35 protein-coding genes are annotated in these 20,044 nt (G+C 67.2%); 28 read left to right on the top strand and 7 right to left on the bottom strand.

From position 1 onward, the window contains the following. Positions 1-308 precede the first annotated feature (308 nt). The 6 genes from EV383_RS21960 (at position 309) to EV383_RS31355 (ending at position 3,101) form a co-directional block, all read left to right on the top strand. Positions 309-1,178, top strand: a complete 870-nt coding sequence (locus EV383_RS21960) for a hypothetical protein (RefSeq protein ID WP_130291674.1) — start codon at positions 309-311, stop codon at positions 1,176-1,178. Beyond that, on the top strand, positions 1,178-1,828 hold the full coding sequence (locus tag EV383_RS21955) for an ATP-binding protein (RefSeq protein WP_130291673.1): 651 nt from the start codon (positions 1,178-1,180) through the stop codon (positions 1,826-1,828). Before EV383_RS21960 ends, EV383_RS21955 begins: the two co-directional genes overlap by 1 nt. Beyond that, positions 1,825-2,214 (top strand): hypothetical protein, encoded by a 390-nt coding sequence (locus EV383_RS21950; RefSeq protein ID WP_130291672.1) that lies wholly within the window; start codon positions 1,825-1,827, stop codon positions 2,212-2,214. The genes EV383_RS21955 and EV383_RS21950 overlap by 4 nt, the downstream gene beginning before the upstream one ends. After that, entirely contained in the window at positions 2,211-2,576 is a 366-nt protein-coding gene (locus tag EV383_RS21945; RefSeq protein ID WP_130291671.1) for a hypothetical protein, read from the top strand. Before EV383_RS21950 ends, EV383_RS21945 begins: the two co-directional genes overlap by 4 nt. Next, complete coding sequence (locus tag EV383_RS21940) at positions 2,573-2,779, top strand: hypothetical protein (protein WP_130291670.1); 207 nt, start codon at positions 2,573-2,575, stop codon at positions 2,777-2,779. Before EV383_RS21945 ends, EV383_RS21940 begins: the two co-directional genes overlap by 4 nt. Positions 2,780-2,930: 151 nt before the next feature. Continuing rightward, positions 2,931-3,101 carry a hypothetical protein gene (locus EV383_RS31355; RefSeq protein ID WP_165438449.1) on the top strand — a complete coding sequence of 57 codons (171 nt, stop codon included), beginning with the start codon at positions 2,931-2,933 and terminating at the stop codon, positions 3,099-3,101. Between the two features lie 816 nt (positions 3,102-3,917). Here EV383_RS31355 and EV383_RS21935 read toward each other — a convergent pair. Then, complete coding sequence (locus EV383_RS21935; protein ID WP_130291669.1) at positions 3,918-4,448, bottom strand: hypothetical protein; 531 nt, start codon at positions 4,446-4,448, stop codon at positions 3,918-3,920. Positions 4,449-4,701: 253 nt separating this feature from the next. Between EV383_RS21935 and EV383_RS21930 the strand changes: the two genes are divergently transcribed. The 12 genes from EV383_RS21930 to EV383_RS21880 are packed head-to-tail and all read left to right on the top strand — an operon-like array spanning position 4,702 to position 10,682. After that, on the top strand, positions 4,702-5,577 hold the full coding sequence (locus tag EV383_RS21930) for a DUF5131 family protein (RefSeq protein WP_130291668.1): 876 nt from the start codon (positions 4,702-4,704) through the stop codon (positions 5,575-5,577). A gap of 29 nt (positions 5,578-5,606) precedes the next feature. Next, entirely contained in the window at positions 5,607-6,530 is a 924-nt protein-coding gene (locus EV383_RS21925) for a hypothetical protein (protein WP_130291667.1), read from the top strand. Further along, complete coding sequence (locus EV383_RS21920; RefSeq protein WP_130291666.1) at positions 6,527-6,808, top strand: hypothetical protein; 282 nt, start codon at positions 6,527-6,529, stop codon at positions 6,806-6,808. The genes EV383_RS21925 and EV383_RS21920 overlap by 4 nt, the downstream gene beginning before the upstream one ends. Continuing rightward, positions 6,805-7,020 (top strand): PDZ domain-containing protein, encoded by a 216-nt coding sequence (locus EV383_RS21915; protein WP_130291665.1) that lies wholly within the window; start codon positions 6,805-6,807, stop codon positions 7,018-7,020. The genes EV383_RS21920 and EV383_RS21915 overlap by 4 nt, the downstream gene beginning before the upstream one ends. After that, positions 7,017-7,937 carry a hypothetical protein gene (locus EV383_RS21910; protein ID WP_130291664.1) on the top strand — a complete coding sequence of 307 codons (921 nt, stop codon included), beginning with the start codon at positions 7,017-7,019 and terminating at the stop codon, positions 7,935-7,937. The genes EV383_RS21915 and EV383_RS21910 overlap by 4 nt, the downstream gene beginning before the upstream one ends. Next, entirely contained in the window at positions 7,937-8,293 is a 357-nt protein-coding gene (locus EV383_RS21905; protein ID WP_130291663.1) for a hypothetical protein, read from the top strand. The genes EV383_RS21910 and EV383_RS21905 overlap by 1 nt, the downstream gene beginning before the upstream one ends. Then, positions 8,290-8,517: a DUF397 domain-containing protein gene (locus EV383_RS21900; RefSeq protein WP_130291662.1), complete on the top strand. Its 228-nt coding sequence runs from the start codon at positions 8,290-8,292 to the stop codon at positions 8,515-8,517. Before EV383_RS21905 ends, EV383_RS21900 begins: the two co-directional genes overlap by 4 nt. A gap of 12 nt (positions 8,518-8,529) precedes the next feature. Beyond that, positions 8,530-8,859 (top strand): hypothetical protein, encoded by a 330-nt coding sequence (locus EV383_RS21895; protein ID WP_130291661.1) that lies wholly within the window; start codon positions 8,530-8,532, stop codon positions 8,857-8,859. Continuing rightward, the gene (locus tag EV383_RS33150; RefSeq protein ID WP_130291660.1) at positions 8,856-9,479 is read left to right on the top strand and encodes an NUMOD4 motif-containing HNH endonuclease; all 624 of its coding nucleotides are present in this window, start codon (positions 8,856-8,858) and stop codon (positions 9,477-9,479) included. Before EV383_RS21895 ends, EV383_RS33150 begins: the two co-directional genes overlap by 4 nt. Further along, positions 9,476-9,928 (top strand): hypothetical protein, encoded by a 453-nt coding sequence (locus EV383_RS21885; RefSeq protein WP_130291659.1) that lies wholly within the window; start codon positions 9,476-9,478, stop codon positions 9,926-9,928. Before EV383_RS33150 ends, EV383_RS21885 begins: the two co-directional genes overlap by 4 nt. Further along, complete coding sequence (locus tag EV383_RS31350) at positions 9,925-10,131, top strand: hypothetical protein (RefSeq protein ID WP_165438448.1); 207 nt, start codon at positions 9,925-9,927, stop codon at positions 10,129-10,131. Before EV383_RS21885 ends, EV383_RS31350 begins: the two co-directional genes overlap by 4 nt. After that, positions 10,128-10,682: a crossover junction endodeoxyribonuclease RuvC gene (locus tag EV383_RS21880; protein ID WP_165438447.1), complete on the top strand. Its 555-nt coding sequence runs from the start codon at positions 10,128-10,130 to the stop codon at positions 10,680-10,682. Before EV383_RS31350 ends, EV383_RS21880 begins: the two co-directional genes overlap by 4 nt. A gap of 61 nt (positions 10,683-10,743) precedes the next feature. On the opposite strand, the gene EV383_RS21875 is transcribed toward EV383_RS21880, so the two are convergent. Together EV383_RS21875 and EV383_RS21870 are read right to left on the bottom strand one after the other, a co-directional pair. Beyond that, positions 10,744-11,247 carry a hypothetical protein gene (locus tag EV383_RS21875; RefSeq protein WP_130291657.1) on the bottom strand — a complete coding sequence of 168 codons (504 nt, stop codon included), beginning with the start codon at positions 11,245-11,247 and terminating at the stop codon, positions 10,744-10,746. Continuing rightward, complete coding sequence (locus EV383_RS21870; protein WP_130291656.1) at positions 11,244-11,516, bottom strand: hypothetical protein; 273 nt, start codon at positions 11,514-11,516, stop codon at positions 11,244-11,246. Before EV383_RS21870 ends, EV383_RS21875 begins: the two co-directional genes overlap by 4 nt. Positions 11,517-11,715: 199 nt before the next feature. On the opposite strand from EV383_RS21870, the gene EV383_RS21865 reads away from it, so the two are divergent. Beyond that, positions 11,716-11,958 carry a hypothetical protein gene (locus tag EV383_RS21865; protein WP_130291655.1) on the top strand — a complete coding sequence of 81 codons (243 nt, stop codon included), beginning with the start codon at positions 11,716-11,718 and terminating at the stop codon, positions 11,956-11,958. A 9-nt stretch (positions 11,959-11,967) separates the two neighbouring features. Here EV383_RS21865 and EV383_RS21860 read toward each other — a convergent pair whose 3' ends face one another. Continuing rightward, a complete protein-coding gene (locus EV383_RS21860) occupies positions 11,968-12,606 on the bottom strand; it encodes a hypothetical protein (protein ID WP_130291654.1) in 639 nt (212 codons plus the stop codon). A gap of 462 nt (positions 12,607-13,068) precedes the next feature. Here EV383_RS21860 and EV383_RS21855 point away from each other — a divergent pair, with 462 nt between their 5' ends. The 3 genes from EV383_RS21855 (at position 13,069) to EV383_RS21845 (ending at position 14,862) form a co-directional block, all read left to right on the top strand. After that, positions 13,069-13,734: a hypothetical protein gene (locus tag EV383_RS21855; RefSeq protein WP_130291653.1), complete on the top strand. Its 666-nt coding sequence runs from the start codon at positions 13,069-13,071 to the stop codon at positions 13,732-13,734. 295 nt (positions 13,735-14,029) lie between these two features. Continuing rightward, the gene (locus tag EV383_RS21850) at positions 14,030-14,413 is read left to right on the top strand and encodes a hypothetical protein (protein WP_130291652.1); all 384 of its coding nucleotides are present in this window, start codon (positions 14,030-14,032) and stop codon (positions 14,411-14,413) included. Continuing rightward, on the top strand, positions 14,410-14,862 hold the full coding sequence (locus tag EV383_RS21845) for a hypothetical protein (protein ID WP_130291651.1): 453 nt from the start codon (positions 14,410-14,412) through the stop codon (positions 14,860-14,862). Before EV383_RS21850 ends, EV383_RS21845 begins: the two co-directional genes overlap by 4 nt. Before the next feature lie 4 nt (positions 14,863-14,866). Here EV383_RS21845 and EV383_RS21840 read toward each other — a convergent pair whose 3' ends face one another. Further along, entirely contained in the window at positions 14,867-15,067 is a 201-nt protein-coding gene (locus EV383_RS21840) for a hypothetical protein (RefSeq protein WP_130291650.1), read from the bottom strand. 127 nt (positions 15,068-15,194) lie between these two features. Between EV383_RS21840 and EV383_RS21835 the strand changes: the two genes are divergently transcribed. The 3 genes from EV383_RS21835 (at position 15,195) to EV383_RS21825 (ending at position 16,222) form a co-directional block, all read left to right on the top strand. After that, complete coding sequence (locus tag EV383_RS21835) at positions 15,195-15,554, top strand: hypothetical protein (RefSeq protein WP_130291649.1); 360 nt, start codon at positions 15,195-15,197, stop codon at positions 15,552-15,554. 258 nt (positions 15,555-15,812) lie between these two features. Next, complete coding sequence (locus tag EV383_RS21830; protein ID WP_130291648.1) at positions 15,813-16,028, top strand: MreC domain-containing protein; 216 nt, start codon at positions 15,813-15,815, stop codon at positions 16,026-16,028. Next, a complete protein-coding gene (locus tag EV383_RS21825; RefSeq protein ID WP_130291647.1) occupies positions 16,025-16,222 on the top strand; it encodes a hypothetical protein in 198 nt (65 codons plus the stop codon). The genes EV383_RS21830 and EV383_RS21825 overlap by 4 nt, the downstream gene beginning before the upstream one ends. A 487-nt stretch (positions 16,223-16,709) precedes the next feature. Here EV383_RS21825 and EV383_RS31795 read toward each other — a convergent pair whose 3' ends face one another. Both EV383_RS31795 and EV383_RS21815 read right to left on the bottom strand, forming a co-directional pair. Continuing rightward, positions 16,710-17,294 (bottom strand): hypothetical protein, encoded by a 585-nt coding sequence (locus tag EV383_RS31795; RefSeq protein WP_207223618.1) that lies wholly within the window; start codon positions 17,292-17,294, stop codon positions 16,710-16,712. A 28-nt stretch (positions 17,295-17,322) separates the two neighbouring features. Continuing rightward, positions 17,323-18,090, bottom strand: a complete 768-nt coding sequence (locus EV383_RS21815) for a helix-turn-helix domain-containing protein (RefSeq protein ID WP_130291646.1) — start codon at positions 18,088-18,090, stop codon at positions 17,323-17,325. Between the two features lie 258 nt (positions 18,091-18,348). On the opposite strand from EV383_RS21815, the gene EV383_RS21810 reads away from it, so the two are divergent. The 3 genes from EV383_RS21810 to EV383_RS21800 are packed head-to-tail and all read left to right on the top strand — an operon-like array spanning position 18,349 to position 20,044. After that, positions 18,349-19,458 (top strand): RNA ligase, encoded by a 1,110-nt coding sequence (locus EV383_RS21810; RefSeq protein WP_207223617.1) that lies wholly within the window; start codon positions 18,349-18,351, stop codon positions 19,456-19,458. Continuing rightward, positions 19,455-19,718, top strand: coding sequence for a MarR family winged helix-turn-helix transcriptional regulator (locus EV383_RS21805; RefSeq protein ID WP_130291645.1), 264 nt, complete (start codon positions 19,455-19,457; stop codon positions 19,716-19,718). The genes EV383_RS21810 and EV383_RS21805 overlap by 4 nt, the downstream gene beginning before the upstream one ends. Further along, on the top strand, positions 19,715-20,044 hold the full coding sequence (locus EV383_RS21800) for a hypothetical protein (protein WP_130291644.1): 330 nt from the start codon (positions 19,715-19,717) through the stop codon (positions 20,042-20,044). The genes EV383_RS21805 and EV383_RS21800 overlap by 4 nt, the downstream gene beginning before the upstream one ends.

Raw genomic sequence — 20,044 nt, 5'->3', positions numbered from 1 at the left:
CCGATGGCTGGTCCGTCGCTCACGCCATCGGTGGCGCGTACACGACTTGGATCAAGGCCCGGCGGACTCGCTGCGGGCGCCGTATCCCTCCAGGCCGTGACCCCGCGGGCGAGGTGCGGCACTGCCAGCGGTGCGAGACCGCCACACCGGCGTATCAGTCCTGACCTGTTCTTCCACCCCTTTTCCCCGATTGGAGGGTCTGCGATGGCCACGCTCCCCGGCACTAGGACAACGCGCCCAGCAAGTCAGGCGGTGCCGCCACACAGAGCGGCGCGGCCTCCCCGCTTCAAGTCAGGGGAGCTTGGCTGATGGCCCGCAGCATGCCCGCCGACTACCGCGAGTTCATCCGGCTCGCAGTCGACCTTCCGGACAACCCGAAGCTCGCCATGATCGACGACCCGGCCGCTAGTTGGGCCTATGTCGTGTCGCTCTGCTACTGCGGGCGGAACCTCACCGACGGCGCGTTCCCGTTGCCTCCGCTGCTCCGCCAGGCCGGCGTGAAGCGCGCCGTAGCGAAGCTCCTCATCGATGCTGGTTTGTGGCACGAACTGGGTCACGGCTGTGACCGCTGCCCGCAGCCGATGGCCGGGATGGCGGTGGTGCACGACTACCTCGAACACCAGCGTTCGGCTGGTGAGGCGAAGTCACTGCGGGATGCGCGACGTGAGGCAGGGCGACGCGGCGCGGCTAGCCGATGGTCTGGCAACAGTGATGTCAAAGGTGATGGCAACAGTCATAGCAAGTGCCATAGCAACGGTGAAGCAAGCGGCATGGCAACTGGTGTGGCCGACCTGTGGCACCCGGATGGCCGACCGATGCCAGAAGGAGAAGGAGAAGGAGAAGAAGAGAAAGAACAGAAGAAGACTCCGTCTTCTTCTGGGCGCAAGCGCCCCGAGATACGGCTCCCCGCGTCGTGGCAACCGACCGACAAGCACCGGGCCTACGCCGCCGAGCACAGCCTGGACCTCAACGCCCAACGCCAGCTGTTCACCGCCCACGCCGAAGAGAAGGACCGTCGCGCTGCGAGCTGGAACGGCGCCTTCTCCCGCTGGCTGATCAACGCCGTCGAGTACCGACGCCAACAGCCCCAGGCCCGCCCCGCGCTGCGTCTCGCCTCCGGCGGCTACCGGGCGTGGCAGAACCCGACCGACGACTCCGTCTACGACCAGGAGTTCTGATGACAACCGACCCGACGATCACCGGCGCATTCCTGGCCGCGACCGACGCCCCTGACCCGTTCCAGCGCGAGCAGTCGATCGACGCCGGCCGACGGTCCTGGGACCGGATCCCGGCTCACTACCGGGGCGCGGTGCTTGACCACCCAGACGCGCAAGAGTGGGTCCGGTCGCTGGTCGCGGCCGGTCTGTCCAGGGGAGCGATGGTGCCTCGGATCAGCCGCGGGCCGTCGTTGCTGCTGATCGGGAGCACAGGCACCGGGAAGACCCACACCGCCTACGGCGCCATCCGAGCTCTGACCTCGTCGGGGCTCTCGTGTTCATGGGAGGCGATCACCGCAGCAGACCTGTACGGGCGGCTCCGACCCCGACACCGGGTTGACTCTGAGGTCGAGTTCGAGCCGTTCCTCCGCTGCGGCGTGCTGGTCTTGGACGACCTAGGCGCCGCGAAGGGCTCGGAGTGGAACGAGGAGATCAACTATCGGCTGATCAACCACCGGTACGAGCACGAACAGCCCACCCTGATCACGTCCAACGTGCCGCCGAAAGACCTCGCGAGCGCTCTCGGAGAGCGCGTTTCCTCCCGACTTCGGGAGATGGCTCAGCGGGTCGTTCTCCGCGGTGGGGACCGGCGGAAGGCTGGTGCGGCATGAGCGCCGGCGACTCGATCGAGTTCTTGGCCGCGTGTAGCTACGCCGCTAAGCGGGACGTCATGGCTGTGGCGGAGGAATCGGCGCGCGTGCTGATCGAGGTCCGCGACCGCCTGCGGGTCCGTGAAGCGAACGGGCTGCCTCCGCTGGCCGCGTGGCAGGAGATCAACGACGCGGCGTTGGCCCGGAAGATTGTCGGCGCGTTGCTGGCCGCCGGGTGGTCGCCTCCGGACTCGGACGAGATCGCCGCGGCGGTCGCACGAGTTGAGCAGGATCGGGTCGAGACTGCGCGGCGGATGGACGCCCTGTCGGGCCCCGACCGAGCCGCCTTGATGGATTACTACAACGACCACGGCGAGATGCCGCCGTGGTGGCAGGACGAGTCGTGATCCGCCGGCGCCTGGCCCCCATTCCGCCGCTGCACGAGGCGTCGCCCCGGTCGGGTGCGGCGATGTGGGAGGCGTGCTGCGCGGGCCGTGAACCGGCGGAGTCGCTGCACTGGCGGGACCGCGAGGACCTGTTCGTGCGGCTCACCCAGGCGGGCTGGTCGGTGGAGGCGGTCGCCGAGCACACGCGAACAACGGTGTACACGGTGGATCGGATCTTGGACCGGCCGCGGATGGCGCTCGAGGACCGTGTCCGGGCGTCGTTCCGGGCTGGCCTGCCGGTGGAGCAGGTCGCCGTGTTGTTCGACGTCCCGGTGGGTGAGGTTCGGCGGCTGGTGCACGCGCCGTTGCGGGTGGCGTCGTGACGTGCCCGGTGTGCTGGCTGCCGTCGGTGGAGGACACCCACCCGGCGTGCCTGTTGGACCCGGCGGCCGGTGAGCGGTTCCGCCCGTCGGAGGGGTTGTGCATCAACTGCCGGGAGTTCCCGGCGCCGGAGAACTTCAAGACGTGCACGAGGTGCTTCTTCTTCCCGGAGAAGTTCCGCGCGGCCGAGGTGGAGCTCTCGTGACCGCCCTGGACGCCCGCCCCGCCATCTGGGTCGCCTGCGCGAGAGAACACCCCACCGACCCGGCCGAGCTTTGTCCCCGACCCCTGCACCACACCGGGGGATGCGGACGAGACGGGGACTGGACAGAGACCAACGACGAGGAGAGCGAACGATGAAGTACCGAGTGGAGCTGCGGGCGATCACCGAGAAGGTCGTCACGGTCGAAGCCGACAGCGAGGACACGGCCTGGGAGTTGGCGGCCGACGAGGCGTACGACTCGATCGACGAGGTGGACCGCGCCTCGTGGAAGGTCACGAAGGTCGCCCCGGTCGGTGCGAAGTGATGCCCGCCGCTGAGGCTGTTGCGGAGCTGATCCACGAGTGGTGCAACCGCCCCCACGAGTCGTGTGTATGCCAGTCCAACCCGAGGCGCGGCGGGAAAGTTCTGCCCGTGTCGGTGTCCGGGAGGGAACGGCAGCGGCTCATGGAGGCGGCACGGGTGATCCTGGGTCAGTCGGAGCGGACGGGGCGTGCGGCGTGACGGCCGGCGCGGGAGACGTCGTTCCCGGCCCCCAGGAAGGGCGAGGAGGGGACAGCGAGCCGGGAGTGGACGAAGGGGCGGGAGACGCGCACAGCGCCGCTCAGGGGCTCTCCCACCGATGTGTTCCGCCGACGAAGGACCCCGAGGACAGGTCGTCGTGGTCCGGCCGCCGCTGGGACTGCCCCGACTGTGGCACCCGATGGATCTACGTCCAGCGGATGATCAGCCGGAAGATCTACGGCGAGTGGCGTCCGATGCCCGGTCAGCCAACCGAGGTCGAACAACTGAGTCGGCGACTTCACGAAGCTGAGTCCCGGATCGCTGCCGTCGTGGCGTACCTGAACAGCGGCGAGGTGACGGAGTCCCGGCTCGATGAGGTCCCGTCGACCGTTCACTGGCTGCTCACTGGGAACTGGCCGAAATGACAACGACACCTGCGTCTGGGCGGGAGACGACCCACGCCCAACCCCTGACCCCAAATCTCGTAGGCGCGGGCACTCAGAGAGTCCAGGCGGTCCCGGACATCGGCGGTGTCGGCTGCGGTGGTGTCCACCCGAACCTCAGGGACAACAGCGTCTGGACGGGGAGTAGGCGCGGGGTCGGTCATGGCTGGTCCTCTTCAAGTCTCGTAGTTGTCGGCGGGGTAGCGGGGGTCGGGGAAGTCCACGAACTCGTCGTCAGTGGTGGTCCCGGTAGTTCTTCCTGTCCTAGCCGGTCCTTGCCTGTCCTTCACAGTCGCTCGGAATTCCGACGGAGCTTCCGGCGGAACGTCCGAACGGGTCGGCTTGGACTTGGCCTTCCGGAGACGGTCGGCGGCCAGCTTCTGCTCAGCGGCGGCGAGCTGCGCGGCCGTGGTCTGCACGTTGGCGAACCCGGCGATCACGTAGCCCCGCGTGTCCGCCTCCCACAGCCCGGTCTCGACCAGCAGGGAGCGGTCCGAGTCGTGCGCGGGGTCGGGCATCATCGACAGGTCGGTCAGGTCGATGCGCCCGTCGGTTCGGTTGGACACGGCCCATGCGTTGGCGATGACGAACAGCCGGAACGCGTCGGCGGGGAGTCCGAGGATCTGGCGGTTGGTGAGCCAGCGGTCGGGGAAGCGCGCGTCTGTCATGACGGCATCACCGTCGAGTCTGGGCAGCAGCGCAGGCATGGGTATAACCTCACAAACACGGCGACTCCGAGTCGTCGAGGGCTCCGGCGCACTTCCGCCAAGATCTGCGTCGGGGCCCGCTTAATGGGGGAGCGGTGCATCTCTGCACGCACCCAACATCTTACCGCTGATCCGGTCACAGATCCATTGCTTACAGGGCCGATCTGTGCTGCTCAGGCAACCTAATCGGCGCCCTTCCGCGGTAGAATCTGAGCTATGTCGAACGCACCCTGAAACTGACCGGAGAGTCGCGATGACAACCAGCATCGAATGGACCGAGGCGACGTGGAATCCGACCACCGGATGTGACCGTGTCTCGCCCGGCTGCGACAACTGCTACGCGATGACCATGGCTAAGCGACTCAAGGGCATGGGGAAGGCGAAGTATCAGAACGACGGCGACCCGAAGACCAGTGGTCCCGGTTTCGGAATCACCGAGCACCCGTCTGCACTGAACCTTCCGATGCGGTGGCGCAAGCCTCGCAAGGTGTTCGTGAACAGCATGTCGGACTTGTTCCACGCGGGTGTCTCGGATGAGTTCATCGCGCGGGTGTTCGCGACGATGGCTCTGGCCTCGCAGCACACGTATCAGATCCTTACGAAACGCCACGCTCGCATGCGCTCCCTCCTGTCGAGTCCGGCTTTTGAGGAGTCGGTCCGGCTGAAGGTGCGGCACTACGACGCGACCGAGGTCCATCACCGCGAGGTGGCGAATTGGCCGCTGCCGAATGTCTGGCTGGGCGTCTCCGTAGAGGACCAGAAGCGCGCTGATCTCCGGGTCCCCGCGCTGCTCAATACTCCGGCCGCCGTCCGCTTCCTGTCGTGTGAGCCGCTGCTCGGCTCCGTCGACTTAGCCGCCACGATGCGGCGGGTCGAGCCGGGTGAAGAGCATCCGTGGACTGGGGATCGGCTGCGTGTCGCTGATGTTCTTCATTGGGTGATCGTCGGCGGCGAGTCAGGGCCCGGGCATCGCCCGATGCACACCGCATGGGCCCGGCAGCTCCGCGACCAGTGCGTCGCGGCCGAGGTGCCGTTTCTGTTCAAGCAGTGGGGCGGCGCCACGCCTAAGGCGGACGGCCGCGAGTTGGACGGCCGCACTTGGGACGAGTACCCGACGGTCTCGTCGTGACTTCTTCTCCCTCTCCCGGAGGAACCTCTATGCCCTCTCCCACCGCCGTACCCGCCGCCACCGCCCGGCCGACGGTCGCCGACGCACTGACCTACTTCCGGCGGAACCCTGAATCGCTCGATGACATCGAGTACGGCGGGTCCGATGCAGGGCAACGCCAGCATGCCGCGACGTTGGTCCGCGCCGCCTTAGCAGCCGAACCCGCCCTGCCGCCTCACGGCCCGATCTCGTGCGAGCTCGTCGAGTCGTTCGGTGACGCCCTTGCGGTCTCGGCTGGTGCCGTCGTCGACCTTGTCCGGAAGTGGCACGACGGAGCGTTCGGCGAAGACGTGGCGGCAGCGGTCGACCAGCTTCGCCGAGACCTGCACAACTGGCGTTTCATCGGGACCCCCGTGACCCCGCTAGCTCAGGACGGCAACGACGTGGTGGCCTGCCATGCTCTCGGCAAGGTGTGTGAAGCCCTGAATCTCGCGATGGACACTCCGTCCGACGACATCGTGGCCGCGATCCGCGCCGTCTCGTCCCCTCCCGCAGGAGACGCCCGAACAGTCGCTCATCGCGCCCGCACCTGCCGCAACTGCGGGCTCCGAGTCACGTGCGAACTCTGCGGCACGGGCCGCGAGCACGATGGCCCGCACTGGATGCACATCGTCCAGGCTGGGCAGTCTCCGTGTCGTCGGCTGGTGCCGTGGTCGCACAACCCGGGCCCGATCCATCCCTCGAACCGGTTTCCGCCGGCAGGAGACACCACCACCGAGACGGTCCGAGAGCGCCGCGTCGCCGGGACCCACCCGGACGGGAACTCGCGCTTCCACGACGACGACCTGATCCGCCGGTTCGGTCTAGACATCTTTCTGGCGCACCTGTCGGCTGACGGCTACACCGATCTGCGCGTCGAGTCTCGCACTGTGTCGACCACCCGCACTGAGTCCCCGTGGGAGGAGGAGCAGTGAACGACGTCGAGTGGGAGCCCCTGCAGGTCCCGACGATGGATTCCATCCGCCGGCTCGTCTCCGCGCCTGGCGCCCCGCCGTGGCCGCCGAGAGGCGAGTGGGGTGCCAGCGAGGTGTTCCAGGTTGTGCAGACCCGATGGCGACGCGCGATCCGCGAGACCTGCACTCACCCGCACGGTTCCCGGGACAGCCTCGCGACGAATCTGTTCGGTGAGCCGCGCGTGGAGTGCCCGCGCTGCCACAAGCGCCCGGAGCACGTGGACGGTGACGAGTCGTGAGCGAAACGACGATATGCAAGGCAGGCGACCTGCGGGTCGGTGATCGGCTTGTGGCGGTCAACGGCCACCCGGCACCTGGGGGTTTACCGGTCGAGGTGCTGGATGTGGGCTGGAGTCTGGTCAACAACGTCCTGGACCTGACTCTTCTGCACGGCGCCGATACGGTTCACCAGCAGCTCCATGTCGAGGAGATGGTGGAGGCGCAGCGATGACCGCAGGAGACGAAACCGCACCGCCCGCCGACGACTTCATCCCCTGCCCTGAGTGCCGTCAGTCGGTCCGGCGGTGGGTCGTGGACCGCGCCGAGGCTTCCTTCGGTCAGTACCTGCCCGCTGACCCGGAGCACCCTGTCGTCGCGACTCTGATCGAGAACCAGGCGATGGGCGCGTGCCGCACGTGCGGATCTGTACCCGGCGCGGCTGCTGGTCCCCGGGCAGGGACAGCCGACGCCGAGCCGGTGTACGAGTTCGCGCGGTGGCTGGACAACCTGGACGCGCCGGACGCTCTCGAGACCCGTCGTTCGACCAGCCTCGACGACGTGATCCGGCGAGCCCGTCGCGCGTTGCTCGCAGCTACTGGTCCCCGGGCAGGAGGCACCGCACCGGACGACGAGACGGTGGGCTGGGATCAGCGCTGCTGCCGCTACGAAGGCCACGGGCAGGTGTGCGACGAACTTCTCGCTGGGGGCGGGGCAGACGCCTGCGGGTACCACCTGATGCAGGACATCGCCCGTCTCCGCTCCGAGGCTGCCGCGCTGCGGGCCGCCGGGGACGCGCTCGCAGACGGGATGACGCTGTGGCTGACACAGACCGATCCGTACTCGCCCCTCGGCCGCTCGACGCTGTGCCCGCTGGTCGACTTCTGGCGGTCCGCTGCCGGGCCACCCACCACCCAAGACCCGCCAGGCTATGTCGAGACGTCACCCGGGTTGTGCTCCGATTGCGGGCGCTACCGCGATCGGACTGGGCACCTCACAGGGTGGGACGCCGTCGATGGCAGCGCCCGGTTCTGGCCTCTGCCATCGGGACACGGGCCTCCGGGTTACACGGTGGACGCCTCTACCGGATGGGTGCCGCGCTACCGCCCGTGCGCTGCTGGGGCACCCACCACCGGCGGCGGTGACCTCTGATGTCGGAGTTCTACGGCGACCGCGAGTCCGCCCCTTCCACCGCGCCGGAGGACGACCCGATCGGCATTTGGCGGATGCAGCCACCCGATGACCAGCGCCGCCGCCTGGACCTGTCCACGCCCCGCGCAGTGAAGGTCGCCCCGAACTGCTGGGCGCCGACGAGCACCAAGCCGATCACCCCGGATCACGTGCGCGACTCGGACGTCGCCGACTGGCCGGTCGTGCACCCGGTGACGATCGGCGCCGCCCAGCTCCTGTCCCGTCCTGACGCTCGTCAGCGTTCCGCCGGCGGCCACGTCCGCGAGGTCGACGAGGACCAGCATCCGTTCAAGTCCCCGAAGGTGGAGAAGTCATGACGCCACGCATCAGCTCGTACTGCGCGGCGGGAGGCTGTGTCGCCGTCTCTGCGGACGGTCACGGGACGGGCGTGTACGTGCAGCACTCGGACCTGTCCCGCGGGCCCCGCCTGTGGTTCAGCCACGAGGAGTGGGCCGCTTTCCTCCTCGGTGCGGCCGAGGGCGAGTTCAGCCTGGACGCGCTCACCTCCGACCTCACCCCGACCGATCAGCTCCCCACCTGAACGGAGACCCGATTGACCACCACCGAGCACGTCCCCGAAAGCGCTGCTCCTGACTTCCTGGCCCGCCGTTTCCACGAGCTCTATGAGCGTCTGGCCCCGGACCACGGCTACGAGACCCGCCGTGACTCGGCCGTGCCGTGGAGCGAGGTGCCTGCTGCCAACAAGGCCCTGATGCAGGACGTCGCCCGGCACCTGCTGGCTGACTCTTCCGTGGCTTCCCTGTTCGGTCCTCGCGCGTGCCGGTGCAATCAGGGCGACCAGGCGCGTGAGCGCTCCCATGACCGTGGCGACGACGCTTTCTGCCGTGATGCGATTCAGCCGCGATCGGGAGAGGCACGATGACGGCAACGCAGGAACTAGCTGTCTCCTCTCAGCGTCCGCCGCAGGGTGGGCAAGAGAGGTGGCGGACCACAGTCCGGGACGACAAGTACGAGGTTTCGTCGCATGGTCGCGTCCGGAGCAAGACCCGTCTGATTGTTGACTACACCGGGCGTCGTCGCACTTTTAAAGGCGTCATCCTTAAGCCAAACTTCCACCCCCGAACTGGTTACAGCCACGTCAACATCTCCGGAGCCAGGACGGTGGCCGTTCACATCCTGGTACTGGAAGCGTTTGGCGGACCCCGGCCCGCTGGCTGCCAAGTTAGACACTATGATGGCGATCCAGGGAACAATCACGCAAGCAACTTGCTGTGGGGAACTCCTCTTGAGAATGCCGCAGACAGAATCCGTCATGGTCGGAACCGGCATGCGGACAAAGTCCGATGCTCGCGCGGACACTTATTAATTTTGCCGAATATCGACCGTTACAAGATGACCAAGTATGGGCATAGGCAGTGCCTCTCATGCAAGAACGCGGGGAGAACTCGTAGGAAGTCTCGGCACCCTGAGACTCTGCCGTCTTTACAAGAAGCTTCAGATCTAATCTACGACCGGATCATGGCGGGGGAGGTGGTCAAGTGACCGCGCTCGCTGAGCCTCTCCGTGGCGCTCTCCCCACCGAGCCGTGGTCCCGGCCGTGGCAGGACCCCAGCCCGGACCCACCGCCGATGGACCCGAACCCGCGCACCGCGGTCGTCGCGTCACCGGGGTCCCGGGACCCGCGACCGCTACGCCGCGCCCTGTGGGAGGTGTGGCGTGAGATCGGCCGGCCCATCACCGTCGTCCACGACCCGGCGTGCGTGTGGGCGTCGGAGTGGGTTCTTGAGCACAAGCCGTGCCAACTGAGGTCGGAGCCGGTCCGGTTGTGGTCCGGGACGGTGGTGGAGCGGGTGCGGGCAGTGCAGGCCATCGCACGGTCCCATCCGCCTCTCGTCGTGGCGTCCCTGGCCGGTCACGGGTTCTATGAGCGGCTGCTGGTGGACGAGTGCCGCCGTCACGGTGTCCCCGTCCGCGCGGTGGAGACGTCGTGAGTGAACAGATCGACCGGGACGAGATCCGCCGCGTCTCCGCAACCCTGACGTACCGGACCTACCAGCAGAAGTCCCTGGACCCGGCCAGGCTGATGCAGCTCGCCGAGCAGTGGCACACCCTGTCGTGCTCGGAGATGCCGGGCAGCCGGATCAAGTCGCTCAGCTACGACGGGGCGGAACTCACGGTGGTGTTCGAGCAGTGAGAGTCCTCGGAATCGACCTGTCCCTGACCCGTACCGGCGTCGGGATCATCGACCATGCCGAACCACAGTGCGTCGCCCGAGCGGAAATCGTTGAGTCCAGTGGCCGCCGCGCGGAGTCCCTGCTCGACCGGGATCGCCGCCTCTACCGCATCGCAGCCGGGGTCCTCGAGCACGCGACCGACGACACGACGCTGGTCGGGATCGAGATGGGCGTGACAGCGCGGGTCGCCGGCGGATCCCTGTGGGACCGTGCTGGCTGCTGGTGGCGGATCGTGCACGCCCTGCACCGTCGGAACGTGCGCGTGGTGAGCGTGAACCCGGCGACCCTGAAGAAGTGGGCGACCGGGCGGGGGAACGCCGACAAGTCCGACGTGTCGGTGGCGATGGCGCGGTTGTGGCCTGACGTCGACTCTCCGTCCAACGACGGCTGGGACGGGCTCGCTGCGGCCAGCATGTGCGCGCAGCACCTCGAGTGGCCTGTCCCGTCCCGAGCTCACCACGCGGAGTCCCTGGCGCGGGTGGACTGGCTGGACGGGAGGAAGGCGTCGTGAGCCGGAATCCCGTCGGTTCCGCCAAAGCAGTCCCAAAGCAACGACGTCGCGACCGAGCCGCTCACACCGCGACGGCGCCCTTGTCGAGCCACTTGTCCAGCGTCGGCCGGGAGCACCCCAGTTCACCGGCGAGAGCGATCTTCGTGGGCGCGTCGGCCGCGTCGAGCACCTGTCCCAGCCACGCTCCGCGTCGCGTGCGTAGGGCGGCTGCGGTCTGCTCTGCATAGTGGATCTCGGAGCGGTAGGCGTCGGCGCGGGCTGCCCGGTCGGGGATCATCGGGATCAGTTCCCACGGGCGGGCGGCCAGCGGGTGCCGCGCCACTGCCGGCCACGGGATGCCCCGGTTCACGGCCATGGCGACAAGGTCAGCGAGCGCTTTCCGGGTGCGGCTGTGCCCCCGTTCGAGGATGGCTTCTCCGTCGCGGATGGGGGCGTCCATGTCCAGGTTGCTCTGGGCTGCTACTCGGTGGACTACTTCGATCAGCTCTGCGTCTGCCAGTGCCCGGGCCGCACTGGTCTGGCCGTGGCGCAGCACGCTCTCCGTTGCCTGTTCGGCGGTGGTCACGCCTGCGCCTTGTGGGCGTCGATCTGCGCGGCCAGCGCGGCCTTGGCGTTGCGGGCGACCTCGGCCTGGGACTCGTACTGGTGCTCGGTGACGGTGCCGTCGCGGTGGAAAGCGAGGTGGGCGTTGCTGGGGGTCTGCTGGAACGAGGTCGCGGTCATACCGCGGGAATCGGTCCAGACGCGGACGGTGCGCTTGATCTGGCGGGCGATCTTGGCGTACTTCGCGGCCTCGGTGTCGGTCAGGGTGGGGAGGGTGTGCTTGTCGTTCATGGTGTTCTCCGTCCTCGTTGTGTAAACCCATAATTACACCTCCCGGGAGACACGTCAACACCTATTTACATGTGGTTCCTCTCGGACTCTCACCGACCGGGTCGCTAGTCCGATCAGGTGAGATACGGCGTAGCGAGCACGGATCAGGGGGTCGAGTGTCGTGGTGATAGTGAAAGCAAACCCGCCAAGAGGAGACGCGATGAACCAGCACCAGCAGCCCCGACTCATCACCCTCGCTGTGGACGATGACGACGTGGCCGACCTGATCCTGCGCTGGCTCCACGACGACCCGCGCATCGAGCTTCCGAACGGATCCGTGTACCGGCCCCGCCTCGCAGACGATGGGGATGTGTACCTGGCCGCGATGCACGGGCTAGACCTCAGAGACGTCACGAAGGTCGAGTGCTCCCGCCAAGAGGAACTGGTCGCCGACGAGAAGTAGACCGCCGGCTCACCCCGCGTCCTGCTCGCCCCACTCCTCACGGCGTTGACGCTCCTCCTCTTCCAACTCGGCGAAGTAAGGGCCGGTGATCTCGTCGGAGTCTGATCCGGAGTAGCGGTCGGGGGAGACAAGAGCAAGAGCGTCTGGACGAGGAGCCGGGTGGTCAGCCACGTCTGCTGGTCTGTCTCGTTCGTGTGTGTCTCCCGGTAGTACTTCCTCTCCTAGCCTCTCCTCGCCTTTCCTGTCCTGTGCTGTCCCCCGAAATGTCCCCGGGACTGTCCCCGGGACAGAGTGGTCAGCGTCGGTGGCGGCGGCCTTGGCTGCGCGCTGCCGGGACTTCTTATCCCGCTCGGCCTTCCGCATCCTGTCGAGCCGCCCCAGCTCGTCGCTTCCGGTCTGCGTGGTCTCGAAGTCGGCTATCAGCCACCTGTCCTTGCGCCTGGTCCACAGCCCGGCCTCGACCAGTTCGGGGATGGCCATGGTGTCGACGTACGGGATCATCGGCAGGCGCTTGTCCGTGATCTCGCCGTCGGTCCGGTTGCTCACGGACCACATCAGCGCGTTGCCGAACAGGCGGTATCCGGCGTCGGTGAGGGCCTGGACTCGGACGTCCATCAGCCACCGCTCGGGGAAGCGTGCGTCGGTCATCGGGCCACCCCCGTCCGGCTGTGGCGGGTCGGGGCATGGGTGTCTAGCCTGAACACAGCGACTCTCATTCAGTCGTCAGGGGTTCGGCGCCGATGCTGTCCAGGCGGGCGCCGGGCCCCGTTTTTCATGGGGAGCTAACGACTCCGATCTTACCGCTCATCCGGTCGCCGATCCATTGCTGCGACGCCTATTTTGTGCTGGTCAGCGCGGGATTCGGGCCGTTCGGCGCGGTAGAATCAGAGGCATGACGGAGACCGTCCGATCGCATCCGAACTGCTGGACCGGAGACGGTTACGCGCACAATTGCGCGACCCCTTCTGGAAAGTCTTGCATCGAGTGCGGAGAGCCAGCGGGGACGCCGTGGGGGCCGTACTTCTGCCCCGACTGTGACGTCATCCGGCTCGACCAGATCAGCGCGACAATGCACGAGATGCTGGACCGCTTTAAGGGACGGATCGCGTCGTGACCGGCCGGGACATCGCCTCTGGCTGGTGTGGCTGCCAGTACGACGCCAAAGGGGAAGTGTTTGTAGAGCACTGTGTATGTCCGTCCACGCGGGTCGTGACCTCAGGAGACGACACCGCACCGCCCGCTGCCCTCGCCCCGGATGGGGAACCGTACGACGATGAGCAGCCGCGAACCTGGGAAGAGCTGGCCGCGGAGTTCGACGGTCTGGCTGACGGCACCGACGCCGAGATGCGGCGCCGTCACACCGCGAACGAACGGCAGGATCTGTACGTTCTTGGTCGGGCCTGTGGCGAACGTACTGCTGCGGCCCGGATTCGTTACCTGCTTCCCCGCCTCACCAGTGCGTCTACGAGTCCCCGGTCAGGAGACACCGCGCCGGACGACCGGCGGACGGACGTGTTCCTGAGCTACCTCGACGTGATGGTCAACAACGACGCGCTCGACAACGACGTCTGCGCCACGCTCGACGAGGCGCAAGCGACCATCCGCCGTCTCCGCTCCGAGTCTGCCGCACTGCGGGCCGCCGGGGACGAGCTGGCCGCGGCGGCTGATCAAGTGACCGACGGTGTTCTGTCGTGGCCGCACGTCGAGGGGTCGCTCATCCGCGGCCGGGACGCCTGGCGGTCCGTTGCCAAGCCGCGATACCCGGAGGGACCGTGACCGATCTCCCGACCGGCGTCGTGAGCCCCATCTCCGCGCTCTCTGGGTACGCGACCACCTGCTACGACCGCCTGCGGACCCTGTCCCGGGTGAACTGGCCCGCGCCTCGGAGGGTCGAGCCTGCCCGCCGTCTCTCCGTCAAGAAGTTCCCCGGCCCTGACCCGTGGAAGGTCACCACCGTCTCCACTTTGACGGGTGCGGTGATGATCGTGTCCTCGTACGGCTCGCATCGGGACGCGTACCGGGCGGCGTGGCTGGCGACGCACCCGTGCCGAGCTCGTGCAGGGAGGGCGGCGTGACCGACGACCCCGCCGGCCGATCCCACGCCGTACTCGCCGAGGACGTCGCCGCGATCGCCGAGGCTCTCGTGATGCTGAGCGCGGACGAACCAGCCGCCACCCTCGTCGAAGCCGCCCGCCGTCTAGACGCCCTTCCCGCCTCCACGACACCACGCGGCCCGGAACACCTCGTCCTCGACGCAGAAAACCCGGAAGCGGTCGACGACCTCGTTCTGCGCGGCGTCGACATCCACCTGGAAGTCCTCGCGACCGGTTTGGCGCACCTCCGCATCACCCGAGGCTCGACGGCTTTAGCTCTGGACTTGGACGCGCACAACGGCCGCCTAGTGCTGCGTATCGCCGACGAGGAAGGCGGGGGATTCGTGGAGGCAGAGACGTGACGGACACCAGCCCCGGCATGCCCCCACTGCCCCGTATCGCCGCCGAACCGGAACCGCTGCCGGTGTGGAGGGCGGACCCGCACCGCTGGCGACGTCACCCCAACCGGGTGGTGGCCGCTCTTCTCGTCCTGGCGCTGTTGTTCGCCGTAACCTGGACCGTCGTCGACCTCGTCACCGCCACCATGCTCACCCTGTGCGCCGGCGTCCTGCTGTTCTTCCTGACGATCCCGTTCTGGACCGCCGACAACACCGAACGACTCGACGCGCAACGGCAGCAGCTCCGGGACTTGGAGGCGCGGGTGGCGATGAACGAATCCCAAGCCGGGGCCGACCACATGGCGTTGCAGGACCTGTCCCGGACAGTGCGGAACCAACGCTTGGACGAGGTAGCGGCGAAACGAGCACAGCGGCAGGGAGTGCCGGGGCAGAGGGCAGGGGAGGGGTCGTGACCGGTCAGCGTTTGCCGAGCCACGTCCGGATCGTCATGCGGTCGACTTTCCCGACAACTGCTAGTTCGTTCTCGCTGTAGCCGTCGTCAAGGGCGCGGAGGACGGCTTCTCGAAGCTCGGCGGTGTCGTCTACGACCTGCTGTTTGTGTCTATCTCGCCGTTTCCCGATGCGCTCGACTTCGGCCCTGGTGTGTTCGGCTCGCATGTAGAAAACACTACAGCATGAGGGCTTGCGAATGTGGTCCGACTAGCTGTAGAGTCATCTACAACAGAGACGGGCGAACCACCTCTGACCGCCCGCGACACCCTCTGACCGGAAGGAACTCCCGGCCATGACCACGACCGTCGACAACACGTTCCTCTACTCCGACTTGGACGCCGCTGGGCGGGTGTCCACCATCCGGCCCGGCCTGCGGGCGCCGTTCGAGACCGCCATCTTCGGCGGCCCCCTCGCCGGGCAGGCCGAGTACCACTTCACCGAGGACGAGGCCCGCGACGGGCACGCTCGGTGGGAGGAGAAGCTGCGCGAGGTCAAGCGGGGCCAGACCGAGTACGCCCGCTCTGTGCGGGCTGCCGCCGAGAAGCGGGAGGCGGTCCGCGCAGTCCGCGACGCCTACCGCAAGTTTGAGCTGCGGGAGGACGCGGAGACCCGGGACGCGCTGATCGCCGCCCTGACCAACGTTCCCGACTGACCCGGTGGTGCCGGCCCCCCCGACGCCCAGAAAGCGAGATCCAGATGCTTCTCCACGCCGGACACGCTGTGCTGCAGCGACTTCGCAACGGCGAGCAGCCTGACACACGAGGAGATTCCTTATGAGCGACCCGGCGAACGCCGACCAGCACGACGTGGAGGACGAGACCGACCCGGGCCAGTCCTGGGGCGAGATGAACGACAACGACGGCTGGTGACCCGGCCCAACCTGCACCGACCAGACACACGAGGAGAAGTCGTGAGAACTGCCGCTCAGATGTTCACCGTCGGAGACCGAGTCGTGGTCACCGCTGACTCGTCCTACTTCGTGCGCGGCGCCGTAGGGACGGTCACATACGTAGACCACGGCACGATGTTCAGGCCGGTCAAGGTCGAGTTCGGGGACGACCGGTTTGACTGGTTGAACCCCGGCGAGGTCCGAGTCCTGGACCGAAATCCCGATGAGACGCAGTGAGCACCAGCAAGCCGATGCTCGACGTCGACACCAGCGCCGCTGAACGGAAGGCTGCTGAGGTGAAGGAGCGTCTAGCCGAGATGGCCGCGGCACGTCCTCGCGCCGGGAAGTCGAACTGCCTGGACGATCACAGCGTCATGAAGCCGGTCCCGAATCGAGCTGACCGCCAGCGGATGAAGCGCACCAAGCCCTAACGGCGTCAGGACGGGGCTGTAGCGGCCCACACCGGGTCGTAAGCGGGATGGTGCGCGTTCATACAGTCACCTCGCTCGTTGGGTCGTGCACAGGGCAACCCGGTTCTGGAAAGTGATCGAGCCACCCCTCCAGGTCGGCTGCCTCCATCCAAGACGGGCAGATGCACCCGCGACCCCAGTCAAACAACTCAAGGGCGCAGGACTGGCAGTGCGACCCGTTCCAGCCGTCGACATGCTCCCACTGACCACACCGGGCGCACGGCCCTCGGAACTCGCGAAACCGCCATAACGCGAGAAAGAGCATCCCGCCGGGAAGTCGCACACCGAGATCGCGGCGACCCCACTCGTCCGACCCCCAAAGGAACAGACACCACGGGCTGTCCAGCTGATCTTGAGACCACCAGAACCAACGGGGCTCGCGCGGTGGCTCCGTCATGACGCCCTTCTCTCTCCGTCCGGACCGGACAGGCGAGGTCGCCCCACAGTGTCACCGCATGCGCCCAAAACGGTCCCCTGCGAACACCAGACGAAACCGGTCGCCCTCGTGGTGACCCCGCTCCATCAACGGCACCTCAGCAACACGGGCGTGCGGGACAGCCCACCGCGGACTCTCCCCGGCATCCAGCGCGTACAGCCGCATCCCCGTTGGGCCCGTGTCCGAGTTCGACCACCCAAGCGTCAAGTCCACGCCATCCCCGTCGCCGCAGTCGACCTGTCCGAACCCACGGCACCCAACGACCGTCCCGTCCATGTTCCGGACCTCGCGGGTCGGGAAAAGAAGGTCTCGACGGTCGGGCTGGTCCCGGGCCACGAGGAGCGGCACCACCAGCCACGTCCCTTCCTCCGGGTCGGGCAAGTTGTCGACCTGGCCGAAGCGGACGCGCCGAACAGGGGCAAGGTAGTTGGTGTTGTAGTCGTCCATCACGTCCCACGTGATCCCCACGTCCGACATCGCGAGACGGGCGGGAGCCTCCGTCGGGTCGATGCGGAACAGGAGACCTTCGTCAAGGTCGCGGATCCGGTCCGGGGTTTTCTCGTGGTAGACCCGAACAGGGTGAGGGGTCAGGTTCAACAGGCCCACGGTGCTGCCTCTCTTCTCGTCATGACGCCTTCCTCTGTGGCCATGTGCCGAGCCAGCCGTTGCGGTCGCCGGTACCTGCGGCCAGGACCCATGCCTGAGCCCGCTCGGACAGCTGGATGTTCGTCAGGGACTCGCACTTGTGGTCGAGCGTGAAGCCCATCGCGTCCTTGGCGTCCTCGCTGACTTCAAGACCGGCCGCTTCCATTGTCGCAACTGCGGCCCCGACGAGGTACTGCGACACCTTGCCTCGGTCCTCGCAGCGCTTCAACCAGTGCGGGATGAAGATCTTTCTATCCGTCGTTGAGCCTGCGAAATGACGGCCGCTCACAGCGTCGCTAGAAGTAACTTCGTCTGGATCTATACGTCTCGTTGCGTTCGTCTGGTTCTGGTCGTCCACAGCCGACAAGCCCTTGTCTCCTGCCGGGAACAAGCCTTGTGCGGTGGAGCGCACAAGGCCCCGATTCTGATTCCTGCGGAGGGCGTAGAAGTCGCCCAACGACCGGACGCCCGTGTAGTTCTCTTCCGGCGTCTCGTTGATCCGGTAGACGTTCCGGTTCCCGGTCGGCCCATCCTTCGTTCGCTGCACGGAGATCGCGCCGACCTCTTCAAGCTCCTGCACGTAGCGGTGCACGGACTGGTGTCGGCGGAACCCCATCATCCCGGCCAGAGTGCGGAGTCCCGGCCACGCGAGCCCGTCGCCCTCCTTGCGGTTCACGTGCGCCAGCAGGAGGGAGTAAAGCGTGACGGCCTGCGGGGTGAGCCCGCCGAGGAGGATCCACTCGGGCATGGGCACGAAGGTGTGTGACCGTCGCCCCCAACGGATGCTGTCGGGGGTATGGGTGTCCTGTGTATCGTGGGGCATATCGAGCCTGTCTCTCGATCGCGCCCCGGGCCTGTTGTCAGCAGGTAGTCCGGGGCACTTCTATGTGGGGGAGCGAGCCCGAAGGCTACGTCTCTGATCTTACCGCTCATCCGCCTGTCGATCCACCCGCTGAGGTGCCTATTCGGCCCACTCGCAGACGGTGCGGAATGGTATTCTTTAGGTGTGCAGACAGCCGCAGCGAACATCACCGATCTGTTCGGCGTGAATGACTTGGACGCCGCTATTGCGGCTGGTCACGTAAAGCGTCAGGAACACCCGACGCTGCCGCTGTCCATCTACAACTACACCGACACTTGCCAGTGGGATTCGGCGTGGACCCCCGTTACTCGCACATGCCGTGGACTGATCGTTGACGCACACGGCGGGATCGTCGCGCGACCGTTCCCGAAGGTGCACAACCACCACGAGCCGAACGCGCCCACCATCGACGGTCGCGAGGCAGTAGAGGTCACCGACAAGGTGGACGGGTCGCTCGGGATCCTGTACCCCGCCGACGGCGAGTACGGCATCGCGACCCGCGGCTCGTTCACTTCGGAGCAGGCTCAGCACGCGACCGCGCTGTGGGCACAGCGGTACACCCGCACGGTGTGCCCGATCCCGGGCGTCACGACGCTGTTCGAGATCGTCTATCCGGCCAACCGGATTGTCATCGACTACGCAGGGCAGGATGATCTGGTCTTGCTCGGAGGGGTTCGCGACCACGACGGGCAGCACGTACCTGCGTGGCGGCTCGCCAACGCAATCCAGTGGCCCGGCCCAGTCGTCGAAGCGTTCGCGTTCGGCAGCTACGCCGATGCCCTGGCCGCGGCTCCGCGGCCGGGCCGAGAGGGCTTCGTCGTCCGATCCATCGTGTCCGGCGCCGCGGTCAAGGTGAAGCAGGCCGACTACGTGGCCCTGCACCGCATCGTGACCGGCTTGAACGCCCGCACCGTGTGGGAGCGGCTCGGTGAGGGTGACGACATCGCGGACCTGATCTCCGGTCTCCCGGACGAGTTCCACGGCTGGGTGTCGATGGTCGCCCGCGACCTACAGCGCGACGCCGCAGCTATCGAGGACACGGCTGGCGAGGACCACACCGCGATCCTGAGGTTTCTCCCGGCGGGGTGGACGCGGAAGGACTACGCGATGGTCGCGAAGGACCGGCCGAACAAGGCGTACCTGTTCCGACTTCTCGACGGCCGGGGCGTGTCGGACCTGGCGTGGCGCGAGGTGAAGCCCTCCGCTGACCATCGCCCGTCGAACCTGCGATGCCAGACGGAGGACGCAGCATGACTGACCGCGTCTCCTCTCTCGCTGTAGTCCTCCTACGCAGCCCGGACGCCCGCCACTACAGCTACGACCTGTCGACGGAGACGGGCGTGGCCCAGCCGATCGTCTGCCGCGTCCTGACGCGTTTGATCACTGCAGGATGGCTGGTGGACGGCCACGAAACCGAGGAGGAGGCGGCTAACCCCGACTTCCCACGGCGCTACTACCGACTCACCCCGAAGGGCAAGGCGATGATGGCGGACCTCGCGGTGGTGTCGACGTGACCGCGCGAACCTGGGACGCGGACTTCCTGTCCGACCGCCCTGCTCTGGTCTGGACGCTGCTGGACGTCATGCAGACCCACGTCGGCGTCAGGTGGGGGATGCTGGCCGAGCACGTCGCCGACACGCTGCGCGCGGACCTGTCGATCCCCGGCGACGTGAAATCCGTCCACGACGGCACGGACGGCGATTGCGACGGCTGCTCTCCGAGCTGGGGCCGAACCCACCGTCCCGACGAGTGGAAGGGCTACAAGGACGGCGGGAAGTGCTACCTGAGCACCGCCGAGCTGTTACGCCGGTGGGGTCCGGTCACCGAGGTCCCGTCATGA

It is taken from the genome of Pseudonocardia sediminis, assembly GCF_004217185.1.
Lineage (GTDB): Bacteria > Actinomycetota > Actinomycetes > Mycobacteriales > Pseudonocardiaceae > Pseudonocardia > Pseudonocardia sediminis.
This window is presented reverse-complemented; position numbering and strand designations above follow the sequence as displayed.